This window comes from Lentzea xerophila (assembly GCF_051094245.1).
GTDB classification, from domain to species: domain Bacteria; phylum Actinomycetota; class Actinomycetes; order Mycobacteriales; family Pseudonocardiaceae; genus Lentzea; species Lentzea xerophila.
The window spans coordinates 8,631,144-8,657,005 of the sequence record NZ_CP194934.1; the positions used below are offsets into that span (position 1 = coordinate 8,631,144).

Genomic DNA, 25,862 nt, shown 5'->3' on the forward strand with positions numbered 1-25,862 from the left:
GCATCGTCGCGGAGCACGACGAGGAGATGCCGTCGCGTTCGCTCTCACCCCGGTGGGAGCGTGCGCTGTGGATCGCCGGTCTGCTGATCGCGCTTCTTGTGCTGAAGCAGGTGTTCTTCCCGTTCGCCAAGGGAAGTCAGTACTACCTGATCATCTTCCTCGCGGTGACGCTGCCGCTGGTGTTCCTGTCCTACGGCCGCGGGCACCAGCCGCCCTGGTGGGACTGGGTGCTGGCGCTCGTCGCGTTCGTCGTCGGCGCGTATCCGCTGTTCGGTGGCTACGACGAGTTCCTCAACCGGCAGGGCCAGCTCACGACGCTGGACGTGCTCGCGGGCTCGGTGCTGCTGGTGCTGATCCTGGAGGCGTGCCGGCGCACGACCGGCTGGGTCCTTCCGCTGGTGTGCCTGGCGTTCATCGCCTACGGCTACTACGGCGGGTTCCTGCCGCCGTCGTGGTCGATCTCGCACTCCGGCGTCGACTTCCCGCAGATCATCAACGGGTTCTTCAACGACGGCAGCGGGTTCTACGGCACTCCGCTGGACGTCGCGGCCACCTACATCGTGCTGTTCACGATCTACGGTGCCGTGCTGAACGCCTCCGGCGCGGGCAAGTTCTTCGTCGACGTCAGCTTCGCCGCGTTCCGCAAGTCGCGGACCGCGCCGGGCCGCACGGCGGCGACCGCGGGCTTCCTCCTGGGCACGGTCTCCGGTTCCGGCACCGCGACGACCGTGTCGCTGGGCGCCGTGACGTGGCCGATGCTGCAGAAGGCCGGCTATCCCAAGGAGAACGCGGGCGGGCTGCTCGCGGCGTCCGGCATCGGGGCGATCCTGTCGCCGCCCACGCTCGGCGCGGCGGCGTTCATCATCGCCGAGTACCTGGAGGTCTCGTATCTGTCGGTGCTGGTCTGGGCGATCATCCCGACGTTGCTCTACTACCTGGGCATCGCGCTCGCGGTGGAGGCCGACGCGCGGCGGTTCGGTGCCCGGCCCGTCGACGTGGACGCGCCCCGGTTCTTCGACGTGCTGAAGCTCGGCTGGTACCACTTCCTGTCGCTCGGGATCATCATCGTCTTCCTGGCGATGGACATCCCGGTCTACAAGGCCGTCGTGTACGCGACGGGCGTGGCCGCGCTGTTCGCGTTGATCAACCACCGGCGTGACTGGTTCCGGCTGATCACCGACGCGCTGTCGGCCGGCGTGCGGTCGGCGTTCCCGGTGATCGCGGTCTGCGCGGCGGCCGGTGTGATCACCTCGACGATCACCAAGACCGGCCTGGGTCTGGCGCTTGCGGGAGAGTTGGTGAAGCTCGCTTCGTTGCTGACGTCCGAACCCGTTGTCGTGCTGATGCTGACCGCGGTGCTCGCGGCCGTGGCGGTGTCGGTGCTCGGCCTGGCGGTGCCGGTGACGGCGTCGTTCATCATCTCGTGGGTCGTCATCGGGCCGGCGTTGATCACCCTGGGCGTCGAGCCGGCCGAGACCGCGATGTTCATCTTCTACTACGCGGTGTTGTCCGAGGTCACGCCACCGACGGCGCTCGCGGCGGTGGCCGCCGCGGCGCTGACCGGCGGCGACGTGATGAAGACGATGTGGCAGACGTGGAAGTACACGTTGCCGGCGTTCCTCGTGCCGCTGGCGTTCGTGCTGACCGACGCGGGCTCCGCGTTGTTGCTGCGCGGGCCGTTGCTCGACTCGGTGTGGGCGTTCGGTGCGTCCGCACTGGGCGTGGCCGCCCTCGCCGTGCTGACCGGCGGCTGGTTGTTCGGTCCCGCGCGCTGGCCGGAACGGATCCTGTGCGTGCCGGCCGCGTTGTTCCTGCTCTACCTGCAGCCGTTGACGATCGCCATCGGGGCAGCGTTCCTCGTGGTGGCCGTGGCGGTACACCTGGTTACCCGTGGGAGGGTTCGTGATGCAGCTGCGTAAGTATGCGATCGGTGCGATCGCTTTGGCGCTCGTGGTTTCCGGGTGCGGTGGCAAGCGCACGCCGACGACCCCGGACGCGTCGAGTGGTGGTGGGTCCTGTGAGGCCTCGGACGGCCGGATCACGATCGCGACCGGCAACTCCGGTGGCGTGTACTTCGTGGTCGGCGGCGGTCTGGCCAAGCTGATCAGCGACAACTCGAAGCTGAAGGCGTCGTCCGCCGAGACGGGCGCGTCCGTGCAGAACATCCAGCAGCTCGTGTCCGGCACGTACGACATCGCGTTCTCGCTGGCGGACACCGCGGCGGACGCGGTGAACGGCACCGGCGCGTTCGACGGGCAGAAGCAGAAGATCGCGGCGTTGACGCGGATCTACCCGAACTACACGCAGGTGCTCGTCCGGACCGACTCCGGGATCAACTCGATCGCGGACATGAAGGGCAAGCGGATCTCCACCGGGTCGCCGAAGTCGGGCACCGAGGTGATCGCCGGCCGGCTGCTGAAGTCGGCGGGTCTCAACATCGACTCGGACGTCGCCGCGCAGCGCCTCGACCTGACCAAGACCGCGGACGGCATGAAGGACGGCAGCATCGACGGCCTGATCTGGTCGGGCGGTCTGCCGACGCCGCAGATCACGGACATCACGACGTCGATGAAGGACAAGGTGAAGTTCATCGACCTCGCCCCGATGCTGCCGGAGATGAAGAAGATCAGCCCGGTGTACGACACCGCGCCGATCCCGGCGGCGACCTACGGGGTCGCCGAAGTGTCCACGATCGTGGTGCCGAACCTGCTCCTCGTGCGCGAGGACTTCGCGGCCAACAACGCGTGCGCCGTGACCAAGCTGATCTTCGACAAGAAGGCTGACCTGGAGAAGGTTCACCCGGCCGTGAAGGACATCTCCCGCGACAAGGCCGCGGCCTCCGACCCGGTCCCGCTGCACCCTGGAGCGAAGCAGGCGCTCGGCTAAACTACGCTCAGGCATCGTGCGCGTCCTGGTCATCGGGTCTGGAGCCCGTGAGCATGCCCTTGTCCTCGCGTTGTCGCGCGACCCGCAGCTGACTGCTTTGGCGTGCGCGCCGGGCAACGCAGGCATAGCCGGGCACGCCGAGATCTGCGGTGTCGACGTCGCGGACGCCTCGGCGGTCGCGTCCCTCGCGAAGGAGTGGAAGGCCGATCTCGTCGTCATCGGCCCCGAACAACCTCTGGTTGCCGGGGCCGCCGACGCGGTCCGGGCGTTGGGAATCCCCTGCTTCGGGCCCTCGAAGGCGGCAGCCCGGATCGAGGGCTCCAAGGCGTTCGCCAAGGACGTCATGAACGCGGCGGGGGTGCCGACCGCGCACAGCGAGGTCGTGGACAACCCGGCCCGCCTGGACGCCGCCCTGGCCCGGTTCGGCCCGACCTGGGTCGTGAAGGACGACGGTCTGGCCGCGGGCAAGGGCGTCGTGGTGACCTCGGACCTGGCCGCAGCCCGCGCCCACGCCATGACGTTGCTCGACGGCGGCCACCCGGTGCTGCTGGAGTCCTTCCTGGACGGTCCGGAGGTGTCGCTGTTCTGCGTCACCGACGGCGAGACCGTCGTGCCGTTGATCCCGGCGCAGGACTTCAAGCGCGTGGGCGACGGCGACGCCGGCCCCAACACCGGCGGCATGGGTGCCTACGCGCCGCTGCCGTGGGCGCCGGAGGGCCTGGTCTCCGAGATCGTTTCGCGGTGCGTGCAGCCCGTCGTCGACGAGCTGCGTGCGCGCGAGACGCCGTTCGTGGGGCTGCTGTACGCGGGCCTGGCCCTGACGTCGTCCGGTGTGCAGGTGATCGAGTTCAACTGCCGCTTCGGCGACCCGGAGACGCAGTCCGTACTCGCGCTGCTGAAGTCGCCGATCTCTTCGTTGTTCCTGGCGGCGGCCAATGGGTCGCTGGGTTCGCTGCCGGCCCTGGAGTGGGAGAACGGCTACGCCGTCACCGTCGTCGTGGCGGCCGAGGGCTACCCGAACCTCCCGCGCACCGGTGACGTGATCACCGGCTCCGAGGCCGAGGGAGTCCTGCACGCGGGCACGCGCCGCCGTGAGGACGGCGCCGTCGTCTCCGCCGGCGGCCGCGTGCTGTCGGTCGTGGGCACCGGCAAGTCGCTGTCGAAGGCGCGCGAACGTGCCTACAAGCGCGTCGCGGACATCCACCTCACCGGCTCGCACCACCGTTCGGACATCGCCCTGAAGGCCGTCGACGGAAAGATCACACTCCCGTGAGCCTCCTGGGATGTGTGCTGGGCGGGGCCGTCGGCGACGGCCTCGGCGCGCCGATCGAGTTCTCGTCGATCGACGTGATCCGCCGTCAGCACGGCCCCGACGGCGTCGTCGACCTGCCGTCGCTGGAGATCACCGACGACACCCAGATGGTGCTCTTCACCCTGGAAGGGCTCCTGCTGGCGCGACAACACGGCGTGGACCCGCTGCTGACCGTGCGGGCCGCCTACGCGCGCTGGCTGCACACGCAGGGCGGCCCACTCGTTGCCGATGACGGCTGGCTGATGGCGGACCAGCGCCTGCACTCACGGCGGGCGCCGGGCCACACATGCATCACCGCGTTGAAACACAACGAGAAGAACAACTCGAAGGGCTGCGGCGGCGTGATGCGCGCCGCCCCCGTCGCCGTCTGGTCCACCGACGTGCGCGAGGTCTTCTCCTTGGCCGTCGGTACGGCCCAGATGACGCACCACCACCCGAGCGGCTACCTGTCGGCAGGAGCCCTGGCCGTGATCGTCCAGTCGCTGCTGGCGGGTTCGGACCTGGTGTCGGCGGTGGGAGTTGCCCGCGCCGAACTGGTCCGCTGGGACGGCCACGAGGAGCAGACCTCGTTGCTGGACAAGGTGATGGGCCTCGGCCCGCTGACCCCGGAGGAGATCGAGGCCGAACTGGGCGGCGGCTGGGTGGGCGAAGAAGCCCTGGCCATCGGCCTGCACGCCGCACTGGTCGCGCCCGACTTCCCCACGGCCCTGCGCATCGCCGTCAACCACTCGGGAGACAGCGACTCGACCGGCTCGATCTGCGGCAACATCCTGGGCGCCCGCGACGGCGTTGCCGTGATCCCTCAGTCGTGGCTTTCCGTTCTGGAACTCCGCGACGTGATGGAACGCCTAGTCCTCAGCTGGTGACAGGAATCCACAACTCGGCCGTGGCCGTGTCACCGTCGATCTCCGTGCGCAACATCGACGGCCCCTCAACACTCTCGTAGCTGGTGGACGGGAACCACTGCGTGTACACATCCCGCCACATGTACTGGATGGTCTCCGGATACGGCCCCTCAGCCGTGAACACCGCCCACGTGTTCTTGGGCACGACAAGGGTTTCCATGTCCTCCGGCGCCTCCTGGCTGGTCACCACCCCCTGGAAGTAGTCGAGCAGGGCGCCCTCCTCGACACCCTCCTGGTTGAACGTGAGGGCCAGCATCCCCGCCGGTTCCCCATCACTCAACGCCTTCATCCTGTCGAGCGTCGGCATCCCGATGCCCTTGACGAACTCGACGATCGCGGGGTTCATCCCCAGGTGCACCAACGGCACCCGCGTCCCCCTGCCGACCACCTGGAACGCTTCCTTCTCGACGATCCGGTACTCCATGCTCGTACTCCCCTCGACAACCAGTCTGAACGTGAGAATCGGCTGCGACTGCAACGCTTTCTTCGTGGCCCGCGCCTCTTGCGGACCGATCTTGTGCATGGCCTTGAAGGCGCGGGCAAAGGCCTCGTTGGACCCGTACCCCCACCGCACGGCGATGTCGAGCAACGAACTCTGTCCACTAAGGACCTCGTTCGCCGCCTTCGTCAGCCGCCGGCGCCTGATGTACTCGCTGAGCGGAATCCCGGCGAGCGCACTGAAGAGCCTTCTCAGGTGGTACTCACTCGTGCCCGCGATCCGTGCGAGCAGCTTGACGTCCACCTCGCCTTCGAGGTCTTCCTCGATGCGGGCCATGGCCTCGTTGAGTCGTTCCAGCACGTCCACAACGCTATTGGTGTTGGAGGGTCGGCACCCGACTTCTCGTGCCCTATCCGATCGCCTCGCGCACCTCGTCCACCACCCGCTTGGCGATCGGCGTGAAGACCTCGTTGTACTTCCTGGGGTCGTCCGGTGCCCAGTCGCCGTATCCGGTCAGCCGCACCTGCGTGCGTCCCGCGACGAAGGACATCGTCGGTGAGTCGCCCACCAGGAAGCTGCAGGCCGCGTGGTCACCGATCGTCTCCTCGGTCAGGACGGCCTCACCGGTGATGGCACGGGACGGGGAGTTCGGGTTGCAGTCCTGCGCGTCCTTCACCGCCATGTCCGCGTCGCGATAAGTCCGCAGTTCGACCTTCAACGCCTTGCCCTCACTGCGTTTTTTGGCGTTGAACCATTCCGGGGACAGGCGTCGGCAGTTTTGCTGGTTCGAGTAGAAATACCGCGTCTCGTTCTTGTCGGTGACGAACTTCTCCAGGCTCTCAGGCACGCGGAAGTCGGCCTCGACCAGGCCGGAGTCCTTGTCCTGGGCGAGCTCCTGGAAAAGTTCGGCACTGAGCACGTCGCACGCGTTCGGCATACCCTCGTAGCGGCCGGTGTGCACGTGAGTGCTCCGCCCCTGCGGCCCCTTGGCGAAGTTCTCCGCGACTCGCTCCACCAGCTTGACGAATGTCCCGCGGTAGTCGGTGACGTCCTTGTTGTCCGCCATCGTCCTGGCACCCAACGTCGCCTGAACCTTGCTGTCGGCGCTGACGATGCGGGCGTGGAAGCTGTCCGGTTTGGTGCCGGGCGCCAGGTAGGCCTGCACACCGGCAACGGGCAATGCGGTCTCGTCCTTGTCGGGGCCCTTGTCGCGGTACAGGCCGTGGAACGGCGTCTGCCGCACCGTCAACGTGAACCTCGCGATCTCTTTGTCGTTCATGGGGCTCGTAGAGGCAAGACGAGATCGGATCGCCGACCTGGTTCTTCACCGTCGCCTCCGCCACCGGAACCGACCGCGGCACATAGGTCTGGCTGCGCCACCCGTGTGCGGCGGCCTTGAACCCGAGCTCCTCGATCAGCGTCGCGGGCATCATCGTGCAGGCGTCGAACACCGCCACGTCCCCGTACTTGACCACCTCGGACTCGACCTGCTGCACGACGACGCTGTCCTCGGTCGGCTCGGGCGCCTGCGTCACCTAGTTCTCGTCACTCCTGATCAGGACCGCCGCCGTGACACCGCCACCGACCACAATGATCGCCGCGAAGATCGCACCGATGATCAACCCGGTCCGCTTCTTCTCCGGTGGTCGTGGCGGGTGCTGCTGAAAGGGATATGGCCCTTGGTACGGGAAGGGCTGCTGTGGTCGGTTCACGCGTTCCCCCAGAAGGTCGCGAAATGAAGGGTCGGCAACGAGGTGCTGTCAGTCGGTTGGCGCGGCCGGACGCATCCAGGACCGCTCCGTCTGCTCCTCGTGCATGTCGCGCAGGGCATCGCTGAGCAGGTCGCGACACTTGATCATGGCTTCCTCGGTCATTCCGAGGCTCACCTCGAAGGAGCCGAAGAAAGTGATCTCTCCGTGCCGATCGGCAGGCTTAACCTTCAGGTTGATCCGACTCCTGTCGTCCAGCGCCGCCCACATCCCGCCGCGAACGAACCCAGATTCCATGACACGCCTCCGGCTTGTTGTGGTTTGACTCGAAACGAACGGTAGACTACGTCCGTAGTTTTGAGGGAGTGCTCGGGAGAGTGAAACTACGTTCGTAGTATGAGGTGGGTGTGCAATGGCCGGCCGACAGCTCAACACCGAGCACGTCCAGGTGGCGGCAACGCTCAAGCGCATGCGCGAGCAGGCCAAGATCGCCCGTGACGAGGCCGCGGCGGTGTTGGGGTGCACGGCGTCGAAGATCGGCGACCTGGAGACCGGCCGGTCCAAACCCAAGCCCCAGGAACTGGAACGACTGCTCGACCACTACGGCATCCCCGTCGGCGAGCGCGACGAGCTGGTGCGGTTCGCGCGCGAGTCGCGTGGACGGCGACCCCGCGGCTCGCACATGGCCTCCGTGATCCCGGCCCATCATCGGCGCGCGGTCGACCTCGAAGCCCAAGCCCTCTCATCGATCTTCTGCTCAGCCGAGCTTATTCCCGGACTGTTGCAGACACGCGGTTACGCCGAAGCGATCTTGACTTGGAGCCGCGAGAACGAGCCAGAGGAAGTGGCGAGACTGCTGCAGTTGCGGATGGAGCGGGCTGCTGTCCTCACCCGGACCGACCGGCCGCCGCTGCGCTACTGGTGCATTCTCGGTGAGGCCGCACTGCGAGCCAAGGTGGGCGGTGCCGACGTGATGGCTGAGCAGGTAGCGCATCTGGCGGAACTCAACGCCAGCATGGAGAACGTCGTGATTCAGGTACTGCCGCTGGGCTCCGGCGCGCACGGTTTCCTTGGGATGACAGTGACGCTGCATCGCTTCCAGGTTCCGGCTCCGGACATGCTCCTTGTGGAGGGTTACGGCCGCGAGATCGTGCGGGACAATCCCGTTGAGGTCGCACGTGCGACACAGCATCTGGACCTGCTGAAGGCAGCTGCACTCGGCCTGAGCGAAAGCACGGAGTTCCTTTGGCGGGTCCACCAGGAGCTCGGAGTGGACTAGTCGATGCCGTTGAAGATCAACGAGTGGTTCGTGCCGCGTCGCACCTCCAACAGCAACACGTGTGTGGAGACCAAGTTCACGGCAGAGGGGGTGCACGTTCGCAACAACCTCCGTCCTGACGCAGGTATGGCCGTCTTCACCCACGAGGAGTGGGTGGTGTTCGTCGCTGGGGTCAAGGACGGCGACTACGACCTCTGAGCCCGGCGGGAACCATCTACGGGCAGTCTTCGTCCAACCACAGGTCTCTCTTACTCAGACGTTGGTAGCCTGCGAAGCGGGACCGAACCGTTACCAACCGTACGGGGGTAGGACGTCGTGACACAGGAGAACGCGGGGGCGGATGCCGTTCTCGGTGCCGCTGCCGGGCTGGCCGGGGGTGCGGTCGCGGGGGCGGTTGCAACGTTCAAGGCCGCGTCGTCGTTGATGGACAGAATCTCGTCGGGACCATCGACCCAGCAGTTCCGCGTCGACAAGGACACCGTCTTGAAGGCTGGCACGGTGATCCACGACCAGTGGAAAGAGCTTGAACGCGCATACAAGAAGCATGTGCCTCTACTGCGGATTCCGACCTCCGACGACCAGGTCACCGCAGATGTCGTTGAAGCCTGGAATGACCGACTCGTCTACCACACGGACTCCTATGCCGAGCGGATCAAGCGCTACATGGAGACTTTGGAGAACCTCTCGGACCAGCTGAAGGCGTCGGCACAGCAGTATGGGTTCAACGAAGAAGAGATCTCCGCTGCGTTTAGGCCGAAAGAGTGACAATGCGTATTTCGAAGCTGGTCGCCGTGGTCGCTGTGGCGGTGATGGTATCGGCCTGCACGACCACCGGCGAGACCGGAAACCCGACCACCGCAGCGCCGTCGAGCAGTTCCTCCGGTGAAGGTTCTGGTGACGAGATGCCCACTCGTCCGGCCAGTATCAAGCTGGATTCGGTCGACACCTGCAAGTTGCTGACCGAAGATCAGATGAAGCAGATCGAGGCTCCTGTCGCCAGGCCCGAGCAGCTCAGTCTGGTGAAAGGGCAGCAATCGCCGAGCTGTGACTACAGTGGTGACGGCGGTTTCGGTTATCAGGTTGGTGCGGTCACCCATAAAGGTGTTTCCTATTGGCTTCAGGGTGGCGGCAACGTTGACGCGAAGGTGATCAAGGTTGCCGATTACGGTGCGGTCGAGGTCAAGCTGAAAGGCGGTTCGGGTTTCGATTGCTCTGTGGCAATCGACGTGGCCGATGGTCAGCAGTTGATGGTCAGCTACATTCCAACCACGACCAAGGAAAAAGACCAATCCGCCCTGTGTGGCAAGGCTGAGAAGGCCGCCGAACTCGCGCTCGCGACGCTCAAGACATTGAACTGAGGGGGAGTCATGTCGGGCTATAAGCAGCTCAATGACTGGAACTTCGAAGGCTGGTCCAACCAGGCTCTGGCGGACGAGGTTCAGAAGCTCTCGAGCAGCACGGTCGCGTCGGATTTCAGCGAAGCGTCTAACGCGCTACGCACGCTGGCCGGCACTCTTGAGTCCATCGACCAGACGATCCGCGACCAGCTCAAGGAACTCAAGATTGACTGGGGCGGCGCTGCCGGCGAGAAGAGTCACGAGAAGACGGATGTCGTGGCCGCTGGCATCGACGACAGCAGCCAAGCATCGCAGCAGAACTCGCAGGCGATGACGCAACAGGGCGAGAGCACCAGTTCCGCTCGCCACAGCACACCCAGCTCGCAGGACCTTCGCGGCGACACCGAACAGAACTTCGGAGACAAGGTCGCCGGTTTCGTCGGCATCGAGACTGATCACGCCGCTGAGGTCGAGGCCACCAACAAGGCTCGTCAGCAGGCGATCGACGCCCTGAACGGCTACACCTCGAACAGCCAGGGCGCGTTGGACGGGTTCCGTCCGCCGAGCCAGGCTCCGGACATCGTGGTCGCCAGCGGCGCCGTCTCCACCTCGGTCGGCCCGGCCGTCACCCCGCCCGCGGGAGGCGTTCCCGGCATCCAGGGTGGCACCCCCGGCTTCTCCGGTTCGCCCGTCGGCCCCGGCTCACCCGGCAGCCCGGTCGGCCCCATCCCCAGCACTCCCGGCAACAGCACCGGCATCCTTCCCGGCACCACCACGCCGAACCCGACTGCGAGCGGCCCCGGCCTGCCCAAGCCGTTCGGCGTTCCGCCGATCGGCCTGACTGCCGCGGCGGCTGCGGCTGCTGCGGCGACCGGTGCCGCGGGTGGCGCGCGTGCGGCGCAGGTCGTTGGTGGTGGGCGTGGGCCCAGCCAGGCGCCGAAGACGCCTATCGCGCCTGCCGGGCCGAAGGGTGCGCCCAGCACCATCGGTGGCGGCAAAGCCGGTGGCGGTGGTGCGGGTGGTCCCGGTGCCGGTGCGCCTGGTGCTACCGGTGCCGCTGCCAAGGGTGTGGTCACGCCTGGTGGCGCCGCTGGTGTCGGGCCTGAGGCGAACCGGGCCGCTGCGGCTGCCGCCGGCAAGGGTGGTGTGGCCGGCAAGGGGGCCGGTCCGCTCATGTCGCCCGCGGCCGGTGCGGCGAGGGGTGAAGGCGAGGAGGACGGCGAGCACGTGCGCAAGTACGGCGTCGACTCCGACGACGTGTTCGGTGACGATCGCATGGTGGTGCAGTCCGTCATCGGCGAAGAACCGAAGGACAAGTAGATCCCTTGAGCTCACCAGGTTCTGTGGTTCTGTCCACAGTGGAGTTCGCCGTGGTCTGGGAGGCGCAACGCCTCCCGGCCGCCCACGTCGCGCTCGACACGCGGATTCCCTCCATCACCCACACCGAGAAGGCCGAGGTGGTGAAGCGGGCCTGGGAGTCGCTCGAGTCACGCGGCCTGGCCGGCAACGGCCGGGTCGTGCCCGAGCTCGCGGACGGGTTCGCGTTGCTCGCGAACCCGCAGGTCTCGATCGACCTGTGGATCTGGGCCGACCGGCAGATCAGCGGGCTCGCCGCGGCGATCGGGGACGAGGCGATCCTGGCGGTGCAGGACCGCGACGAGATGTGGTTGATCGAGGCCCGCGGCACCGCGCTCGCCGAGGCCGCGGTGTCGGTCGCCGGTGAGATGCCCGCCGGGTTCGGGCGTTCGATCAGCTTGCCGTACGACGAGCTGGTGGCGGCAGCCAAGGACGTCGGGCAGGACGCGCAACGGATGATCACCACGCTGGAGCGGCAGGGGATGCGGCTCGGTGACGCCCAGGAGCTCGCCGGGATGCTCGACGGCATGTCCACGCGCGGTCAGTTCGGCGTGCAGCGCAACGGGCGGCGCGCGGGCCGCGTGATCTCGTTCCACGACACGCACAACGGGCGTTATCTCCGCCAGCTCAAGCCGAGCAGCGACGGGCGCAATTGGTGCACCATCACCCCCGTCGACAACCACCGCCTCGCGGGCTCCATCTGGGAGCTCCTGCAAGAGGTCTGACCGCGGAACGCCCTTCCGTGCCCGCCCGTCGAAGTGGCGGGCACGGGTCATCTCGAAAGAGCGAATTGACGCCCTGCCCGGTGCAATTCGTTCTAAAGTCTTCGAGTAGACGTTGAGGGGGTTAGGCGCGCATGGCTGTGACGAAGTACAACACCGAAGCCATGGAACAGTGCCGCACCACCGTGAGCAGTCAAGCCGGACAATTCGGCGCGATCGGTGACGGCTTTTCCAACCAGTACGGCAATCCGGACATTTTCGGGAAACTCAGCGCATCCGGCACTATCTCGGGCGCGGTGACCGCAATGGATCAGGCGGGCACGCAGGAGTTCGAGTCGGCGGAGAAAGTCCTGCGCAAGGTCGAAGGCGCGCTCGACGCGATCCAGACCAACCTCGCAAGTGTCGAGGAAGCCAACAAGAACTCCATGAGGGCGGTGTGACGTGAGCGCGATGGACGAGGTCGCGGCGTTGCCCGGCGGTGCGGAACTGGCCGCGCTCGCGGACAAGGTCGAGACCGCGCAACCGCAGGCCGTGCGCGACATCGCGAACCGCTGGAAGCAGGCGGCGGGCAAGTGCGGTGACCAGACGAACGCCCTGCAGAGGTCCGTCACACAGCTCGACGGCGCCTGGGAGGGCAAGTCCTCGGACGGCTTCGTCGCCTACATGGGCAACGTGACGAAGTGCGGCACCTCGATGACCGACGCGCTCAACGGCGCCGCGACCGACCTGGAGGCGGCCGCGAACGCGTTGGAAACCGCGAAGTCCTCGATGAGCCGCATCTGCGAGAACCTCCTGAGCCGCGCCCGTCAGACGCGCCGGCAGCTCCGCAACCAGCCGCAGGAGGACGTCGACAGCGTCATCCGCAGCTACTGCGCCGAGGCTCTCGGCGACGCGAAACCCGTTATCTCCCAGGCAGAAAGCGCCTTGAACGCCGCCGCAGGCACCTTGAAAGGCCGCCCCGGCGCGCTGGCGCCGAAGTTCTCGTCGCTGGAAGACCCGAACACCCAGTCGTTCACCCCGGCCCCCGGCAAGCCGGTCGAGTGGGCGCCGACCCCACCGCCCGACGACTCGACCAAGACTTCGTCCACATCGGACTCGCCGCGGCCCAAGCCCGTCGCCACCGACCACGGTGGTGGAGGCGGTGGCAGCGCTTCCGGTGGCGGAGGTGGTGGTGGCGGAGGCGTGGGCGGTCTCGGCTCCAGCGGCGGGCCGCCGTCGGGCAGTCCGCCTCCTGGCAACGTCGAGGAGTGGATCCGTGAAGCCATCAAGATCCTCCAGGCGAACGGCATCCCGGTCACCGACGAGAACATCGACGAGATCTGGAAGATCATCGAAAAGGAGTCGAGCGGCAACCCGCACGCCATCAACCTCTGGGATTCCAACGCCCAGAAGGGCACGCCCTCCAAGGGTTTGATGCAGTGCATCGACTCGACGTTCAACGCCCACAAGCTGCCTGGGCACGACGACATCTGGAACCCGGTCGACAACATCGTCGCCGGCGTCCGTTACACGTTCTCGCGCTACGGCGGCTTCGAAGGCCACCCCGGCCTGAAGGCGATGTCCCAGGGCGGCGGTTACCAAGGGTATTAGCGACGCACGATTGGGTGGTCTTTGTCCGGAACCCGGCGCTTCTCCGTCTGTTGTTCAGTGACGGAAATGTGCCGGGTTTTGGTTATCCACACCCACACGGGCGCCGTGGCCGCCGCGTCTCCCGCCCGACTGTCACACCGCGCCCCCGCGCCCTGCTCGCTGAGCCCCGCGCCCTACTCGCCGCCCCGCCTGCCAGGCAACCAGTGCCGTCCGTCACGCCGCTCGCCCGCACAACGGCGAGTTAGCCTGGCGGCATGCTGACCGTGGCCGCCCGCGCCGACGTCCCGCCCTTCCACGTCATGGACGTGCTGTCCGCCGCCGCGCGGAGGCAGCGGACGCACGGGGACGTGATCTCCCTGGCTGCCGGGCAGCCGTCGAGCCCGGCGCCGCGGCCGGTGCGCGAGGCCGCGGCCAGGGCGCTGGGTGAGCAGGCGTTGGGGTACACCGAGCAGCTGGGGATTCCTGAGCTGCGGGGTGCCATCGCGGGGCACTACCAGCGGCAGTACAGCCTGGATGTGTCGCCGGACGACGTGGTGGTGACGACCGGGTCGTCGGGGGCCTTCACGCTGGCCTTCCTCGCCGCTTTCGACGCCGGGGATCGCGTCGCGTTGGCGCGGCCCGGGTATCCGGCCTACCGCAACATCCTGAAGGCGTTGGGGTGTGAGGTCGTCGAGTTGCCGTGTGGGCCGGAGACGCGGTTCCAGCCGACGGTCGAGATGCTCGATCCTGGGCTCAAGGGCGTGATCGTGGCCAGCCCGGCGAACCCGACCGGGACCGTTGCGAACGTCGAGCCGATTGCGCGGTGGTGTGCGGACAACGGGGTGCAGCTGGTCAGCGACGAGATCTACCACGGGATCAGTTACGGGGAGCCCCTGCGGTGTGCTTGGGAGTACAGCAGGGATGCGATCGTCGTGAACTCGTTCTCCAAGGCGTTCGCGATGACCGGGTGGCGGCTCGGGTGGATGTTGTTGCCGGAACGGCTGCGCAGGGCCGTGGACTGCCTGACGGGCAACTTCACGCTGTGCCCGCCCGCGTTGGCGCAGTACGCGGCGGTCGAGGCGTTCAGTGACGAGGCTTACGCCGAGACGGCGCGGCACCTCGAGCGGTACCGGGTGAATCGCGATCTGCTGCTCGAGGGGTTGACGGACCTCGGGATCGGCAAGCTGGCGCCGGCGGACGGGGCGTTCTACGTGTACGCCGACGTCAGGCACCTGACGGACGACTCGATGGGGTTCTGCCGGAGGTTCCTGGACGACGCCGGGGTCGCGATCGTGCCCGGCGTCGACTTCGACCCGGTGGACGGGCACCACTTCGTGCGGATGTCGTTCGCGGGAGCCACGCAGGACATCGAGGAGGCCCTGCGACGGCTCAAGGCCTGGCTCTGAGCCGGACAACGCCAAAACAACGAGCAGCGCAACAAACCGGGCCTCCCGGACGTTCACCCAGCAGGAGGGGAGGTCCTATGTGGGCGATCATCGGGTGGCTGGTGGCGATCTGGATCGTGCTGGCCGTCGTCGGGGCCGTCGTGAAAGGCCTGTTCTGGCTCGCTGTGATTGGAGGACTACTCCTCGCAGGCACAGCGGCTTACGGTGCGATCAAATCCAGGCGCTGACCCCTGGATAAATGAGAACGGACCGCTCACCATGGGGCGGTGTTGCTAGCCAACGAGGCGCGCCTCGAACGGTGGGAGCGAAAGGTCGAGTGGCCGTTGACGGCACTCGCCGTGGTGTTCCTCGCCGCCTACGCCTGGCAGGTCTTCGACGACCACGGGGTGATGCACCTCCCGTTGGAGATCGTGTTGTGGCTGGTCTGGGCGGTGTTCGCGGCCGACTACATCACGAGGCTGACGCTCGCGCAGAACAAGCTGAGGTTTCTCAGAACGCACATCTTCGATCTTGCCGCTGTCGTTCTGCCGATGGTGCGGCAGCTGCGGGTTCTCCGACTGATCACCGTCATCACGTTGCTGAACAAGAAGTTCCAGCACAAGATCAGGCAACGGGTCATCATTTACGTGGCCGGCGTGACAATCCTCGTCGCGTTTTGCGCGAGCCTTGCCGTGCTGGACGCCGAAAGGCACGCGGAAAACGCCACCATCACCACGTTCGGCGACGCGTTGTGGTGGACGATGACCACCATGTCGACGGTCGGGTACGGCGACCGCTACCCCGTCACCGGCGAGGGGCGGCTGGTGGCGGGGTTGCTCATGGTCGGCGGCATCGCGCTGCTCGGTGTCATCACCGGCACGATCGCCAGCTGGCTCGTCGAGAAGCTGCGCGGCGTCGAGGAGGCCGAGCTCGAGACCGTGCAGGAGCTGCGGAACCTACGCGCCGAGATCGCGGAACTCCGTGCGGAGCTCGGCGCGCGCGGCCAGGGCTGACGTCCACAGCCGTGCGTCCCAGCCGGCGGCCAGCGCGCCGTCCACGTTGGGCCGGCGGTCATCGAAGAAGATCACGTCCGACGAACCGATGACGGTCTCGACGTGCTTCCAGATCGCCGCGTCCGGCTTCGCGTAGCCGAGGTCGCCGGAGAAGACCAGGTGCTTGAAGTGCTTGGCCCACGGCACCTTCTCGGCCAGCCGCGAGAACGTCACGGGCGCGTTCGACAGCAACGCCAGCGGCACGCCCAGGGCCGCCAGGTCCTCGATCAGCGTCACGGTCTCCACGACCGGATCGTCCAGCCAGCCGGCGTTGTCCAGCGCGGTCAGCTCGCGCACGGCGGCGGAGTCGAACGAGAGCCCCAGGGACGACCCGATCGACGCCCAGTACTCGGCGTCGGAGCAACCGCGGTCGTAGGCGTCACGGTCCCAGTACGCGGCCTCGAAGGACTCCAGCGAGACCCCGAGCCGGGCAGCCAGCGCCGGCAGCGCCGGGTTGCGCTGACTGATGACCTCGCCGAAGTCGAACACGATCCAGCGCATCTCAGACTCCCTCTTCCACGCGGCGCAGCACCTCGGCGATGCCGGACGAGTCCACGTCGCCGTGCGTCACGAACCGGACTTTGCCCGACATCGGGCTGGCGAGAATCCCCGCCTCCCGCAACGACAACAGCGTCTTGTCGAGGTCCGGCACCGACGCCAGCACGATGTTCGTCGCCGGCTCCCCGACCTCCCAGCCCAGCGACCGCAGCCCGGACGCCAGAGCGGCGGCGTTCGCGTGGTCGTCCGCCAGCCGGGAGATCCGGTCCAGCGCGACCAGGCCGGCGGCGGCCAGCACGCCACCCTGCCGCACCCCGCCGCCGAGCATCTTCCGCACGCGCCGCGCCTCGACGACGAACGAGGCGGACCCCGCCACGACCGACCCGACCGGCGCGCCGAGGCCCTTCGACAGGCACACCTGCACCGTGTCCACCCCGGCGGCCAGGACCGAGGGCGCGACCCCGAGAGCGGCGGACGCGTTCCACAACCGGGCACCGTCCAGGTGCACCGCCAGACCAGCCGACCGGGCGGCCGCGACCAGCGAGTCGTGCACCGGCGGCGTGGTCACCGTGCCACCGGCCGCGTTGTGCGTGTTCTCCAGGCACAACAACGTGGTGCGCAACCCGTAGTAGGGAGACTCACCACCGGCGGCGGCGGTCACCGCCTCGGGCGACACGACGGGAAGCGCGTGCGGCATCCCGCCCGCCAGCCACGCGGCGGTCCCGAGCTCGGCGTCCAGCACGTGCGCGCCGAGAGGCGCCAGGAACCGGTCGCCGCGCGAAAGGTGCAGGTACAGGGCGATCAGGTTGCCCATCGACCCGGACGGCACCCACAGCGCCGCCTCGACGCCGAGCAGCCCGGCGACGCGTTCCTCCAGGGCCGCCATCGTCGGGTCGTGGTCCAGCACGTCGTCGCCGACCTCGGCCGACGCCATCGCGCGGCGCATCTCCTCGTCCGGCTGGGTGACGGTGTCCGAGCGCAGGTCAATGGGTGTCACGCCCCGATCACATCACATCGGATGAACGACCGAGGCATTGGCTGGGGCGACGCGTCAGTCGATCACCTGTTCGATAGACTCCTGGTGTGGCTGAGTTGGTCCGTGCCTATCGGTACGCGCTGGAGCCCACGGCAGAGCAGGATGCCGCGTTGCGGTCGCATTGCGGCGGGCAGCGGTTCGCCTACAACTGGGGTTTGGCGCTGGTGAAGGCCAATGCGGACCAGCGAGGTGCCGAACGTTCATACGGCGTGGAGGCTGATCAGCTCACAGCGCCGCTGAACTGGTCTGCCTACAGCCTGCGTAAGTACTGGAACCAGGCCAAGGATGAGGTCGCGCCATGGTGGTCAGAGAACTCAAAGGAGGCCTATTCGTCAGGTTTGGCGAATCTGGCTGCCGCGTTGCGCAACTGGGATAGGTCCAGGAGCGGCACGTGCAAGAGATCCAAACTGGGATTCCCCAGGTTCAAGAGCAGACGGTCGGTGTTGTCGTGCCGGTTCACCACCGGGGCGTTCGGGCTCGCTGACCACGATCGCAGGCATGTGAAGCTGCCTCGGATCGGTGTCGTGCGCACCCATGAGTCCACCCGCAAACTCGCCAGGCGTGTCGAGCGGGGGACGGCCCGCATCCGCTCCGCGACCGTGTCGCTCCGGCAAGGCCGGTGGCATGTGTCGCTCTCCGTCGAGATCCGGCAATCCGACCCGGTGTTCGCCCAGACTGAGCCCGTCGTGGGCGTCGATCTCGGCCTGAAGGTCCTTGCTGTGATGTCCACCGGCGAGACGGTGTCCAACCCGAAGCACCTGGAATCGGCGCAGCGAGCACTGCGCCGATTCCAACGCCAAGCGGCGCGTCGGAACGGGCCGGACAGGAGCACAGGACGAACGCCGTCGCAACGGTGGTGTAAGTCCCGATCCCGTGTCGCGCGACTACACGCACACGTGGCGAATGCGCGCCGGGACGGCCTGCACAAGTTCACCACCCGCCTTGTTCGCGCCTGTGGCACGGTGGTGATCGAGGACCTCAACGTCGCCGGCATGCTGCGCAACCGCACGCTCGCTCGCCACATCGCCGGGGCAGGCCTGGCTGAGCTTCGCCGCCAGGTCGAATACAAGACCACCTGGGCGGGTGTGCGCCTGCACATCGCCGACCGCTGGTTTCCCAGTTCCAAGACTTGTTCGGGCTGTGGCGCGGTGAAAGCCAAGCTGCGCCTGTCCGAGCGGACGTATCACTGTCAGGCGTGCGGGCTGGTCCTGGATCGAGATCTCAACGCCGCACGCAACCTGGCCGCTCTCGTTGAGGGCACGTCTTCGGTGAGTTGCACCGTGACGGTAAACGAGCCCGACGGAAACCTATGTAAGTCGTCGCCTCGCGGCGCAGCAGGTACTGCCACGGGAAGGCCCTTGAGGTCAACGCCGCGCCGCGAGGCGACGGCTCAGGACACGTTTTATACGCTTCCTGAACGGTGATGTAGCTCTCCTTGGCGGTTCGTGCAACCGTTGGTGCCCCACCTTCCGTCCAGTCAGTGCAACTCGAGGAACGAGCGGAGAGCAGTCCGCGTGGATCAGCGCGACGAGCAGGAGTTCGCGGAGTACTTCGTGGCTCGCCGTGAGGCCGTGCGCCGAACGGCATACCTGCTGTGCGGCGACTGGCACCGCGCTGACGACTTCGCGCAGACGGCGTTCGTGGCGGTGCACAGGAGGTGGCGGAAGATCCGGGACAAGCAGGCTCTCGACGCCTACGTCCGGCGCACCGTCGTGCGTGCGGTGATCGACGAGTCGCGTCGTCCGTGGCGGCGCGAGAAGTTCACCGACGAGATGCCCGAACCGCCGGCGACGGACACCGAGGTCGGCGAGACGGTCGCGACGCGCGAGGCGTTGCTGAAGGGCCTGCGCAGAGTCCCGCCGCGGCAACGGGCCGTGCTCGTGCTGAGGTTCCTCGAGGGCCTCGACGTGACGGCCACGGCCGAGACGCTGAAATGCTCGGAAGGAACTGTCAAAAGTCAGACCGCCCGGGGGCTGACCGCGTTGCGGGAAGCTCTGGGTGACGCCATCGACGACCTGCGACCGGCGTCGTGACCAGCGAGAGGAGGACGTAGATGGACGAGCGGAAGCTCGCGGACCTGTTCCGCGACGCGGCACACGACGCACCACCGGCGTCCTTCGACGCGGGCGACGTCCGGACGGCCTCGCTCCGCGCCACGCGGCGCAGGCGCAACTCGATCGCCGCCGGCACCACCCTGGTCGTGGTGCTCGGTTTCGGCGGTGTGCTGGCGGGTACGAACTCGGCAGGCCGCGACGACGGCACCGCGACCAGCGCGGGTGCTGGGCAGCAGGAGAACGACACGGCACAATCGCCGATGACCCTGATGGAGGCCCAGCCTCCGAACAAGGACTTCCCTGGCGACAGCTCGTCCACGCAGGGGGACGCGCAGCCGCCGGGAAGCACTGGCCCTTCGGTCAGTGATCGCGCAGTGCAGGGCTGCGCAGGTGTGGACCGAGAGCTCGCCGACGCCCTCGCCGTCGAGCTTTCGGTTCCACCGGACTTCGCGGTGCCGCCGACGCGGAGCTGTTCGCCCGACTCCCGCGCGGCCGCGTTCAAGATCGACGGGCTGACGATCACCGCGATCGTCACGCCGCAGTCGTTCGACGCGCCCGCCGGTGCGGAGAAGGCGAGGACCGCCCAGGGCCAGGACCTCTACGTGTTCACCGAGGGCGACGGCGAGCTGAAAGGCCAGGCCAAGCGGTTCGCGGACGCACTGGCCCCCCGGTTCTGATCGTCCGCCCAGTACCCTGGCGCGACTATGACGGCAGCAACCCCCAAGGGTGAGCGCAGGCGGCAGGCGCTCGTGGAGGCCGCGTCCGAACTGCTCGTGGAGGGCGGGTTCGACGCGGTCCGGCACCGCGCGGTCGCCGAACGCGCAGGTCTGCCGCTCGCGTCGACCACGTACTACTTCGACTCGCTCGACGAGCTGATCACCGCCGCGGTCGAGTTGCACGGCCGCACCGAGCTCGCGAGCTGCCGCGAACGCCTGGCGACGATCTCGGACCAGCTGTCCGACGCCGACGTGCTGGTCGAGCTGGTCCTCGACCTGTTGGTCGGCCAGGACGTCACCGACACCGAGACGATGCTGCTGCGTTACGAACGTCTCGTCGCGACCGGCCGCCGCCCGTACCTGCGCCCGTTGATGCACGTGCTGTCCACCGAGCTGCACGAGCTGATCGCCGACATCTTCGCCAGGTCCGGCCGCGACATCACGCCCGACCGGGTCGAGGAGCTGATCGCGCTGGTCGACGGCACGATGGTGAACGCGTTCATCGAGCTGAAGCCGGACCCGCGCGGTGTCGCGGCCAGGATGCTCCGTTCGGCTCTTTCGCGTCACGCGTGATGCAACCTCGCGTTCCCCTGATGCGTTCCCCTGGTTGAGGACGCGAGAGGGGATCGCATGCGCAAGGCCGATGAGCAGGGCTTTCGCGAGTTCGCGGCAGCCAATGCCGCGTCTTTGCGACGCACTGCGTACTTGTTCTGCGGCGACTGGCACACGGCTGAGGACCTGATGCAGTCGAGCCTGATGAAGATGTACCTCGCCTGGAAGCGCATCAAGGATCTCGACAACCTGATCGCGTACGCCCGCAAGGTGCTGCTGCGCACCTGGCTGGACGAGAAGCGCAGGCCGTGGCGCAGAGCCGAGCAGCGCGACGGGGAGCTTCCCGACGCCGCGGACGCCACCGTGGACCCGGACACGACCAGCGCGAAGCTGTGGGCCCGTGAGCTGGTGCACACCGCGTTGCTGCAGGTGCCTCCGCGTCAACGGGCGGTGCTCGTGCTGCGTTATTTCGAAGACCTGTCGGTCGCCGAGGTGGCGGTGGCCATGGGCTGCACCGAGGGAACGGTCAAAAGCCAGACGGCGCGTGGCCTCGCGACGCTGCGCACCATCGTGGAGAAGCTCGACAACAGTTCGGGGAGGGTCGCGTCGTGAGTGAGCAGGAGATCCGCGAGGGAATGCTGCTGGCCGTCTGGGACGAGCCGCCGCTCGACTTCGACCCCGACACCCTGATCAGGCGGGTCGAGCAGAAAAAAAGTCGCCGGCGAGCGCTGGTCACTGTGGGAGTGGCTACGGCGATGATCGCTGTGGCGTCGTTCTCGCTGCCCGGCCTGCTCAAGTCGCGTGACCAGGACGGCAGCCGGCTCGGCGCGGAGGGCCAGTCGACGGTCTCGACGTCGCCGTCGATGTCGGTTCGCGAACGCGAGAAGAAGATCGGCGAGGCGTTGACGCGGAAGCTGGAGCGGACGCGGCCGGACCTGAAGGACGTGGCCGCGGGCTTCAGCTGGAGCGGCTCGGGGTTCAAGCCGGAGGCGCCGCTGCAACCCGTCCGGTCCGGTCAGGACTCGCCGGACCTGTACGGGTTCGTGTACCTGACCGACTCGATCGGGCCGACGGCGCTGTTGGTGACCACGGGCGAGGCGGTCTCGGTCGACCAGGTGTGCAGGGTCGAGGGCGACGAGTCGGTGAACTTCTGCCGGGAGGAGCGGCAGAGCGACGGCTCGGTCGTCATCGAGGCCGAGTTCCGCAGGGCGTCGGAGACCGTCAAGGCGGTGTCGACGCGCACGATCGGGGACGGCAAGAGGTCGGTCGTGATCTCCAGCTACTCGCGCAACCCGTCGACGGGCACCGGTGTCCGCCAGATGATCCCGGTGACTGTGGAGGTGCTCACAGCGCTGGTCACGGAGCCGTCCGCGCCCTGGGAGTGAGTCCGGTGTGCACTAACCTGTGGGCGTGACCAAGCCCCGCATCGCCAACGTCCTCGCAGGTCGCTATGCCTCCACGTCGCTCGCGACGCTCTGGTCGGCCGAGCACAAGATCGTGCTGGAGCGTCAGCTGTGGCTCGCGGTGCTGCGGGCCCAGGCCGCGGCGGGCATCGAGGTGCCGGCGACCGCGATCGCCGACTACGAGCGCGTGCTGGAGCAGGTCGACCTGGAGTCGATCGCCGCACGCGAGCGGGTCACGCGGCACGACGTGAAGGCGCGCATCGAGGAGTTCAACGCGCTCGCGGGCCACGAGCAGGTCCACAAGGGAATGACCTCGCGCGACCTGACCGAGAACGTCGAGCAGCTGCAGGTGCTGCGGTCGCTGGAGCTGATCAGGTCCAAGGTCGCCGCCGTCCTCGGCCGCCTCGCGCGCCTCGCGGCCGAGCACGCCGACCTGGTGATGGCCGGCCGTTCGCACAACGTCGCCGCGCAGGCCACGACGCTGGGCAAGCGGTTCGCGACGGGCGCCGACGAGCTGCTGGTGGCGTTCGGCAGGCTCGAAGAGCTGATCGCCCGCTACCCGTTGCGCGGCGTCAAGGGCCCGGTCGGCACCGCCCAGGACATGCTCGACCTGCTCGGCACGCCCGAGAAGCTGGCTGAGCTGGAGCGCACGGTCGCCGGTCACCTCGGCTTCGAGCGCGTGCTGACGTCCGTCGGCCAGGTGTACCCGCGGTCGCTCGACTTCGACGTCGTGTCGACGCTCGTGCAGCTCGCCGCGGCGCCGTCGTCGGTGGCGAAGACGATCCGGCTGATGGCGGGCCACGAGCTGGTGACCGAGGGCTTCAAGCCCGGTCAGGTGGGCTCGAGCGCGATGCCGCACAAGATGAACACCCGCTCGTGCGAACGCGTGAACGGCTTCGCGGTGATCCTGCGCGGCTACCTGTCGATGGTCGGCGAGCTCGCGGGCGACCAGTGGAACGAGGGCGACGTGTCGTGCTCGGTGGTCCGCCGGGTCGCGCTGCCGGACGCGTTCTTCGCGTTCGACGGGTTGCTGGAGACGTTCCTGACGGTGCTGGACGAGTTCGGCGCGTACCCGGCCGTCGTGGCGCGCGAGCTGGACCGCTACCTGCCGTTCCTCGGCACGACGAAGGTGCTGATGGCGGCGGTGCGCGCGGGTGTCGGCCGCGAGACCGCGCACGAGGCCATCAAGGAGAACGCGGTGGCCGTGGCGCTGGCGATGCGCGAGCAGGGGCTCGCGCGGAACGACCTGCTCGACCGGCTCGCCGCCGACGAGCGCCTCCCGCTCGACCGGGCCGCGCTGGACGCGCTGCTGGCCGACCGCCTGTCGTTCACCGGTGTGGCGTCGGCGCAGGTCGCGTCCGTGGTGGAGCAGGTCGCCGCGATCGTCGACAAGTACCCGGCCTACGAGCCGGAGCCGATCCTGTGATCGTGTCCGACCTCGTCGTCTACCCGGTCAAGGGCTGCGGCGGGTACTCCGTCGCCTCCACGGAGGTGGAACCGACCGGGCTGCGCGGCGACCGGATGATGATGCTCGTCGACGACGAGGGCGTCTTCCTGTCGCAGCGCAAGGTTCCGGCGATGGCCGCGCTACGTCCGTCCCTCGTGGACTCGGCGCTGTCGATCGGTGGCGAGTCCTTCCCGGTCGTAGTCGACGGGCCGCGGGTTCCGGTGGTCGTGCACGTCTGGCACGGCAGCGGAATCGACCAGGGTGACGCGGCCGCCGCGTACTTCTCCGACGCGCTCGGGAAGTCGGTGCGGCTCGTGCGGACGCCGCCGGACATCCACCGGGAGACGACGGGCGAGACCACCGGAGTCATCGGCTATGCCGACGGCAACGCGCTGCTGGTGCTCTCGCTGTCCTCATTGGACGGCCTGAACGAGCGGATCCTGGAACGTGGAGGGGATCCGGTGCCGATGAACCGCTTCCGCCCCAACGTGGTCGTGTCCGGCTGGCCGGAACCGCACACCGAGGACCGGGTGCGGCGCGCGGTGATCGGTGACGTGGAACTGGCCTACGCCAAGGACTGCGTGCGGTGCGCCGTGCCGATGGTCGACCAGGAGACCGGGCTGAAGGACGGCCCGGAGCCGATCCGTTCGCTCGCGACCTACCGCCGTGACGGCGACGGCGGCGTGACGTTCGGGATGAAGGCCCAGGTCGTGCGCACCGGCACCATCGCCGTCGGCGACAAGATCGACGTCACGCGGTGGCGATCCCCGGACGCGGTTTAGGCCTTCTGCCAGCGCAGGCGGTCGCCGCGCTCAGGGTCCTTGCGGCAGACCAGCTTCTCGCCGGTCAGCCCGATGCCGCTCGCGCCTTCGGGATCGCACCGCGCGCCCTCGTTGACCAGCAGGCCCTGCTGCGGGGACTCGGTGGTCGTCGTCGGCTGCAGCACGGGCGGAGGCGTCTGCGCTGGTGGCGGCTTCGGCCGCGCGGTGGTCGTCGTGGTGGTTGTCGACGTCGTGGACGACGTCTTGACCGTGATCTCGGCGACGTCCGGTGTCGGCACGATGCTCACCGACTGGGTCGTGCTCGTGTTCTGGGAGTCCGACGTGGGAGACGAGATGGGGCTGGAGTCGAAGCTCCACCCGGCCACGCCCAGCACGATGAGCAGTCCCGCACTGGCCAGAGCCGGGATCCACAGGGCCTTTCTGGTGAGCACGGGTGCACCTTAAGCGTCTTCGCCCTTGATCTGTAGTGGTGCCGGGGTGTACGTCGGTTTCCGGACATCGCCACGTAGGCTGACCAGCGTGCCAACGCTCGCTGACTACCAGCACGTCGCCCGCGGCAAGGTTCGCGACCTGTACGACGTGGACGACGAGCTGCTGCTGTTCGTCGCGTCCGACCGCATCTCGGCGTACGACCACATCCTGAGCTCGGAGATCCCCGACAAGGGTCGCGTGCTCACCGCGATGAGCGTGTTCTGGTTCGAGCGGCTCGCCCCCAACCACCTGGTCGCGTTCGACGACCCGCGCATCCCCGCCGAGGTCCGCGGCCGCGCGTTGCTGGTGCGCAAGCTGCGGATGGTCGACGTCGAGTGCGTGGCGCGCGGGTACCTGACGGGCTCGGGCATGGCCGACTACCGGGCCACCGGCGCGGTGTGCGGGATCGAGCTGCCGGCCGGGCTGGTCGAGGCGTCCGAGCTGGACCCGCCGATCTTCACGCCCGCGTCGAAGGCCGAGATCGGGGCGCACGACGAGAACGTGTCGTTCGACGTCATCGCCGAGAAGCACGGTCTGGAACTGGCGTCGAAGCTGCGTGACCGCACGATCGGGCTGTACAGCGAGGCGCGCGCGTACGCGTTGTCGCGCGGCCTGATCCTGGCGGACACGAAGTTCGAGTTCGGGCTGGACGCCTCGGGCGAGCTGGTCCTGGCGGACGAGGTGTTCACGCCGGACTCGTCGCGGTACTGGCCGGCCGAGGGCTACGAGCCCGGTCGCGTGCAGCCGTCGTTCGACAAGCAGTACGTGCGCGACTGGCTGACGTCGGACGCGTCCGGCTGGGACCGCCGGAGCGACACGCCGCCGCCCGCACTGCCCGCGGAGGTCGTCGAGGCCACCCGGCAGCGCTACGTCGAGGCCTACGAGCGGCTCACGGGCCGGTCCTTCGCCGACTGGCTCGCGTGAGTTAGCTCCGCTTTCACGCGGATGTCAC

Annotated in this window: 31 protein-coding genes; 25 read left to right on the forward strand and 6 right to left on the reverse strand. The window is 67.9% G+C overall.

The window, feature by feature from the left end; all coding sequences use genetic code 11:
• Positions 1-26 precede the first annotated feature (26 nt).
• Genes ACRSBM_RS41500 through ACRSBM_RS41515 form a run of 4 tightly spaced genes read left to right on the forward strand, consistent with a single transcriptional unit; the run spans position 27 to position 5,064 of the window.
• Positions 27-1,919, forward strand: coding sequence for a TRAP transporter permease (locus tag ACRSBM_RS41500; protein WP_434453465.1), 1,893 nt, complete (start codon positions 27-29; stop codon positions 1,917-1,919).
• Positions 1,906-2,886 (forward strand): TAXI family TRAP transporter solute-binding subunit, encoded by a 981-nt coding sequence (locus ACRSBM_RS41505; RefSeq protein ID WP_434452185.1) that lies wholly within the window; start codon positions 1,906-1,908, stop codon positions 2,884-2,886. Before ACRSBM_RS41500 ends, ACRSBM_RS41505 begins: the two co-directional genes overlap by 14 nt.
• 16 nt (positions 2,887-2,902) lie before the next feature.
• Positions 2,903-4,159, forward strand: a complete 1,257-nt coding sequence (purD, locus tag ACRSBM_RS41510; RefSeq protein WP_434452187.1) for a phosphoribosylamine--glycine ligase — start codon at positions 2,903-2,905, stop codon at positions 4,157-4,159.
• A complete protein-coding gene (locus ACRSBM_RS41515; RefSeq protein WP_434452188.1) occupies positions 4,156-5,064 on the forward strand; it encodes an ADP-ribosylglycohydrolase family protein in 909 nt (302 codons plus the stop codon). The genes purD and ACRSBM_RS41515 overlap by 4 nt, the downstream gene beginning before the upstream one ends.
• Here ACRSBM_RS41515 and ACRSBM_RS41520 read toward each other — a convergent pair.
• Both ACRSBM_RS41520 and ACRSBM_RS41525 read right to left on the reverse strand, forming a co-directional pair.
• Complete coding sequence (locus ACRSBM_RS41520; protein ID WP_434452190.1) at positions 5,054-5,902, reverse strand: AraC family transcriptional regulator; 849 nt, start codon at positions 5,900-5,902, stop codon at positions 5,054-5,056. The genes ACRSBM_RS41515 and ACRSBM_RS41520 overlap by 11 nt on opposite strands.
• Before the next feature lie 49 nt (positions 5,903-5,951).
• A complete protein-coding gene (locus ACRSBM_RS41525; RefSeq protein ID WP_434452192.1) occupies positions 5,952-6,821 on the reverse strand; it encodes a hypothetical protein in 870 nt (289 codons plus the stop codon).
• 116 nt (positions 6,822-6,937) lie between these two features.
• On the opposite strand from ACRSBM_RS41525, the gene ACRSBM_RS41530 reads away from it, so the two are divergent.
• The gene (locus ACRSBM_RS41530; RefSeq protein WP_434452194.1) at positions 6,938-7,081 is read left to right on the forward strand and encodes a hypothetical protein; all 144 of its coding nucleotides are present in this window, start codon (positions 6,938-6,940) and stop codon (positions 7,079-7,081) included.
• Positions 7,082-7,302: 221 nt separating this feature from the next.
• Here ACRSBM_RS41530 and ACRSBM_RS41535 read toward each other — a convergent pair whose 3' ends face one another.
• Complete coding sequence (locus tag ACRSBM_RS41535) at positions 7,303-7,548, reverse strand: hypothetical protein (RefSeq protein WP_434452196.1); 246 nt, start codon at positions 7,546-7,548, stop codon at positions 7,303-7,305.
• A 115-nt stretch (positions 7,549-7,663) separates the two neighbouring features.
• Here ACRSBM_RS41535 and ACRSBM_RS41540 point away from each other — a divergent pair, with 115 nt between their 5' ends.
• The 11 genes from ACRSBM_RS41540 to ACRSBM_RS41590 all read left to right on the forward strand — a co-directional run bounded on the left by ACRSBM_RS41540 (position 7,664) and on the right by ACRSBM_RS41590 (position 15,912).
• Positions 7,664-8,530, forward strand: a complete 867-nt coding sequence (locus tag ACRSBM_RS41540) for a helix-turn-helix domain-containing protein (protein ID WP_434452198.1) — start codon at positions 7,664-7,666, stop codon at positions 8,528-8,530.
• A 3-nt stretch (positions 8,531-8,533) separates the two neighbouring features.
• Positions 8,534-8,728 carry a DUF397 domain-containing protein gene (locus tag ACRSBM_RS41545; RefSeq protein WP_434452200.1) on the forward strand — a complete coding sequence of 65 codons (195 nt, stop codon included), beginning with the start codon at positions 8,534-8,536 and terminating at the stop codon, positions 8,726-8,728.
• A gap of 117 nt (positions 8,729-8,845) precedes the next feature.
• Positions 8,846-9,295 carry a hypothetical protein gene (locus ACRSBM_RS41550; RefSeq protein WP_434452202.1) on the forward strand — a complete coding sequence of 150 codons (450 nt, stop codon included), beginning with the start codon at positions 8,846-8,848 and terminating at the stop codon, positions 9,293-9,295.
• A 2-nt stretch (positions 9,296-9,297) separates the two neighbouring features.
• Positions 9,298-9,888: a DUF3558 family protein gene (locus tag ACRSBM_RS41555; protein WP_434452203.1), complete on the forward strand. Its 591-nt coding sequence runs from the start codon at positions 9,298-9,300 to the stop codon at positions 9,886-9,888.
• 9 nt (positions 9,889-9,897) lie between these two features.
• Complete coding sequence (locus ACRSBM_RS41560) at positions 9,898-11,187, forward strand: PPE domain-containing protein (protein ID WP_434452205.1); 1,290 nt, start codon at positions 9,898-9,900, stop codon at positions 11,185-11,187.
• A gap of 5 nt (positions 11,188-11,192) precedes the next feature.
• Positions 11,193-11,948, forward strand: coding sequence for an ESX secretion-associated protein EspG (locus ACRSBM_RS41565; RefSeq protein ID WP_434452207.1), 756 nt, complete (start codon positions 11,193-11,195; stop codon positions 11,946-11,948).
• A gap of 131 nt (positions 11,949-12,079) precedes the next feature.
• Positions 12,080-12,385: a hypothetical protein gene (locus ACRSBM_RS41570; RefSeq protein ID WP_434452208.1), complete on the forward strand. Its 306-nt coding sequence runs from the start codon at positions 12,080-12,082 to the stop codon at positions 12,383-12,385.
• 1 nt (position 12,386) lies between these two features.
• Positions 12,387-13,535, forward strand: coding sequence for a transglycosylase SLT domain-containing protein (locus ACRSBM_RS41575; protein ID WP_434452209.1), 1,149 nt, complete (start codon positions 12,387-12,389; stop codon positions 13,533-13,535).
• Positions 13,536-13,789: 254 nt separating this feature from the next.
• Positions 13,790-14,920: a pyridoxal phosphate-dependent aminotransferase gene (locus ACRSBM_RS41580; RefSeq protein WP_434452211.1), complete on the forward strand. Its 1,131-nt coding sequence runs from the start codon at positions 13,790-13,792 to the stop codon at positions 14,918-14,920.
• Between the two features lie 77 nt (positions 14,921-14,997).
• Positions 14,998-15,147 (forward strand): hypothetical protein, encoded by a 150-nt coding sequence (locus tag ACRSBM_RS41585; RefSeq protein ID WP_030465871.1) that lies wholly within the window; start codon positions 14,998-15,000, stop codon positions 15,145-15,147.
• Between the two features lie 39 nt (positions 15,148-15,186).
• Positions 15,187-15,912 carry a potassium channel family protein gene (locus ACRSBM_RS41590; RefSeq protein ID WP_434452213.1) on the forward strand — a complete coding sequence of 242 codons (726 nt, stop codon included), beginning with the start codon at positions 15,187-15,189 and terminating at the stop codon, positions 15,910-15,912.
• On the opposite strand, the gene ACRSBM_RS41595 is transcribed toward ACRSBM_RS41590, so the two are convergent.
• Together ACRSBM_RS41595 and ACRSBM_RS41600 are read right to left on the reverse strand one after the other, a co-directional pair.
• A complete protein-coding gene (locus ACRSBM_RS41595) occupies positions 15,856-16,452 on the reverse strand; it encodes an HAD-IA family hydrolase (protein ID WP_434452215.1) in 597 nt (198 codons plus the stop codon). The genes ACRSBM_RS41590 and ACRSBM_RS41595 overlap by 57 nt on opposite strands.
• 1 nt (position 16,453) lies before the next feature.
• Positions 16,454-17,395: a GntG family PLP-dependent aldolase gene (locus ACRSBM_RS41600; RefSeq protein WP_434453467.1), complete on the reverse strand. Its 942-nt coding sequence runs from the start codon at positions 17,393-17,395 to the stop codon at positions 16,454-16,456.
• Between the two features lie 137 nt (positions 17,396-17,532).
• On the opposite strand from ACRSBM_RS41600, the gene tnpB reads away from it, so the two are divergent.
• The 8 genes from tnpB (at position 17,533) to ACRSBM_RS41640 (ending at position 24,439) form a co-directional block, all read left to right on the forward strand.
• Positions 17,533-18,909 carry an IS607 family element RNA-guided endonuclease TnpB gene (gene tnpB, locus ACRSBM_RS41605; RefSeq protein ID WP_434452216.1) on the forward strand — a complete coding sequence of 459 codons (1,377 nt, stop codon included), beginning with the start codon at positions 17,533-17,535 and terminating at the stop codon, positions 18,907-18,909.
• 90 nt (positions 18,910-18,999) lie between these two features.
• Positions 19,000-19,518, forward strand: coding sequence for a SigE family RNA polymerase sigma factor (locus tag ACRSBM_RS41610; protein ID WP_434452218.1), 519 nt, complete (start codon positions 19,000-19,002; stop codon positions 19,516-19,518).
• 20 nt (positions 19,519-19,538) lie between these two features.
• Positions 19,539-20,216, forward strand: coding sequence for a hypothetical protein (locus tag ACRSBM_RS41615; RefSeq protein WP_434452220.1), 678 nt, complete (start codon positions 19,539-19,541; stop codon positions 20,214-20,216).
• Positions 20,217-20,243: 27 nt separating this feature from the next.
• Positions 20,244-20,828, forward strand: a complete 585-nt coding sequence (locus ACRSBM_RS41620; RefSeq protein ID WP_434452221.1) for a TetR/AcrR family transcriptional regulator — start codon at positions 20,244-20,246, stop codon at positions 20,826-20,828.
• Between the two features lie 57 nt (positions 20,829-20,885).
• Positions 20,886-21,419 (forward strand): SigE family RNA polymerase sigma factor, encoded by a 534-nt coding sequence (locus tag ACRSBM_RS41625; RefSeq protein WP_089918696.1) that lies wholly within the window; start codon positions 20,886-20,888, stop codon positions 21,417-21,419.
• A complete protein-coding gene (locus ACRSBM_RS41630; protein WP_434452223.1) occupies positions 21,416-22,192 on the forward strand; it encodes a hypothetical protein in 777 nt (258 codons plus the stop codon). The genes ACRSBM_RS41625 and ACRSBM_RS41630 overlap by 4 nt, the downstream gene beginning before the upstream one ends.
• Positions 22,193-22,217: 25 nt before the next feature.
• On the forward strand, positions 22,218-23,636 hold the full coding sequence (gene purB / locus ACRSBM_RS41635) for an adenylosuccinate lyase (protein ID WP_434452225.1): 1,419 nt from the start codon (positions 22,218-22,220) through the stop codon (positions 23,634-23,636).
• A gap of 2 nt (positions 23,637-23,638) precedes the next feature.
• Positions 23,639-24,439: an MOSC domain-containing protein gene (locus ACRSBM_RS41640; protein ID WP_434452227.1), complete on the forward strand. Its 801-nt coding sequence runs from the start codon at positions 23,639-23,641 to the stop codon at positions 24,437-24,439.
• Here ACRSBM_RS41640 and ACRSBM_RS41645 read toward each other — a convergent pair.
• On the reverse strand, positions 24,436-24,870 hold the full coding sequence (locus ACRSBM_RS41645; protein WP_434452229.1) for a hypothetical protein: 435 nt from the start codon (positions 24,868-24,870) through the stop codon (positions 24,436-24,438). The genes ACRSBM_RS41640 and ACRSBM_RS41645 overlap by 4 nt on opposite strands.
• A gap of 88 nt (positions 24,871-24,958) precedes the next feature.
• Here ACRSBM_RS41645 and ACRSBM_RS41650 point away from each other — a divergent pair, with 88 nt between their 5' ends.
• Complete coding sequence (locus tag ACRSBM_RS41650) at positions 24,959-25,834, forward strand: phosphoribosylaminoimidazolesuccinocarboxamide synthase (RefSeq protein ID WP_434452231.1); 876 nt, start codon at positions 24,959-24,961, stop codon at positions 25,832-25,834.
• Positions 25,835-25,862: the final 28 nt, after the last annotated feature.

Bases quoted from the DNA above. Each gene is read 5' to 3' on its own strand.
- ACRSBM_RS41500 (WP_434453465.1), top strand. From the start codon at position 27: ATGCCGTCGCGTTCGCTCTCACCCCGGTGGGAGCGTGCGCTGTGGATC.
- ACRSBM_RS41505 (WP_434452185.1), top strand. From the start codon at position 1,906: ATGCAGCTGCGTAAGTATGCGATCGGTGCGATCGCTTTGGCGCTCGTG.
- ACRSBM_RS41525 (WP_434452192.1), bottom strand. From the start codon at position 6,821: ATGAACGACAAAGAGATCGCGAGGTTCACGTTGACGGTGCGGCAGACG.
- ACRSBM_RS41535 (WP_434452196.1), bottom strand. From the start codon at position 7,548: ATGGAATCTGGGTTCGTTCGCGGCGGGATGTGGGCGGCGCTGGACGAC.
- ACRSBM_RS41540 (WP_434452198.1), top strand. From the start codon at position 7,664: ATGGCCGGCCGACAGCTCAACACCGAGCACGTCCAGGTGGCGGCAACG.
- ACRSBM_RS41545 (WP_434452200.1), top strand. From the start codon at position 8,534: ATGCCGTTGAAGATCAACGAGTGGTTCGTGCCGCGTCGCACCTCCAAC.
- ACRSBM_RS41555 (WP_434452203.1), top strand. From the start codon at position 9,298: ATGCGTATTTCGAAGCTGGTCGCCGTGGTCGCTGTGGCGGTGATGGTA.
- ACRSBM_RS41560 (WP_434452205.1), top strand. From the start codon at position 9,898: ATGTCGGGCTATAAGCAGCTCAATGACTGGAACTTCGAAGGCTGGTCC.
- ACRSBM_RS41570 (WP_434452208.1), top strand. From the start codon at position 12,080: ATGGCTGTGACGAAGTACAACACCGAAGCCATGGAACAGTGCCGCACC.
- ACRSBM_RS41580 (WP_434452211.1), top strand. From the start codon at position 13,790: ATGCTGACCGTGGCCGCCCGCGCCGACGTCCCGCCCTTCCACGTCATG.
- ACRSBM_RS41585 (WP_030465871.1), top strand. From the start codon at position 14,998: ATGTGGGCGATCATCGGGTGGCTGGTGGCGATCTGGATCGTGCTGGCC.
- ACRSBM_RS41595 (WP_434452215.1), bottom strand. From the start codon at position 16,452: ATGCGCTGGATCGTGTTCGACTTCGGCGAGGTCATCAGTCAGCGCAAC.
- ACRSBM_RS41600 (WP_434453467.1), bottom strand. From the start codon at position 17,395: ATGCGCCGCGCGATGGCGTCGGCCGAGGTCGGCGACGACGTGCTGGAC.
- ACRSBM_RS41615 (WP_434452220.1), top strand. From the start codon at position 19,539: ATGGACGAGCGGAAGCTCGCGGACCTGTTCCGCGACGCGGCACACGAC.
- ACRSBM_RS41620 (WP_434452221.1), top strand. From the start codon at position 20,244: ATGACGGCAGCAACCCCCAAGGGTGAGCGCAGGCGGCAGGCGCTCGTG.
- ACRSBM_RS41625 (WP_089918696.1), top strand. From the start codon at position 20,886: ATGCGCAAGGCCGATGAGCAGGGCTTTCGCGAGTTCGCGGCAGCCAAT.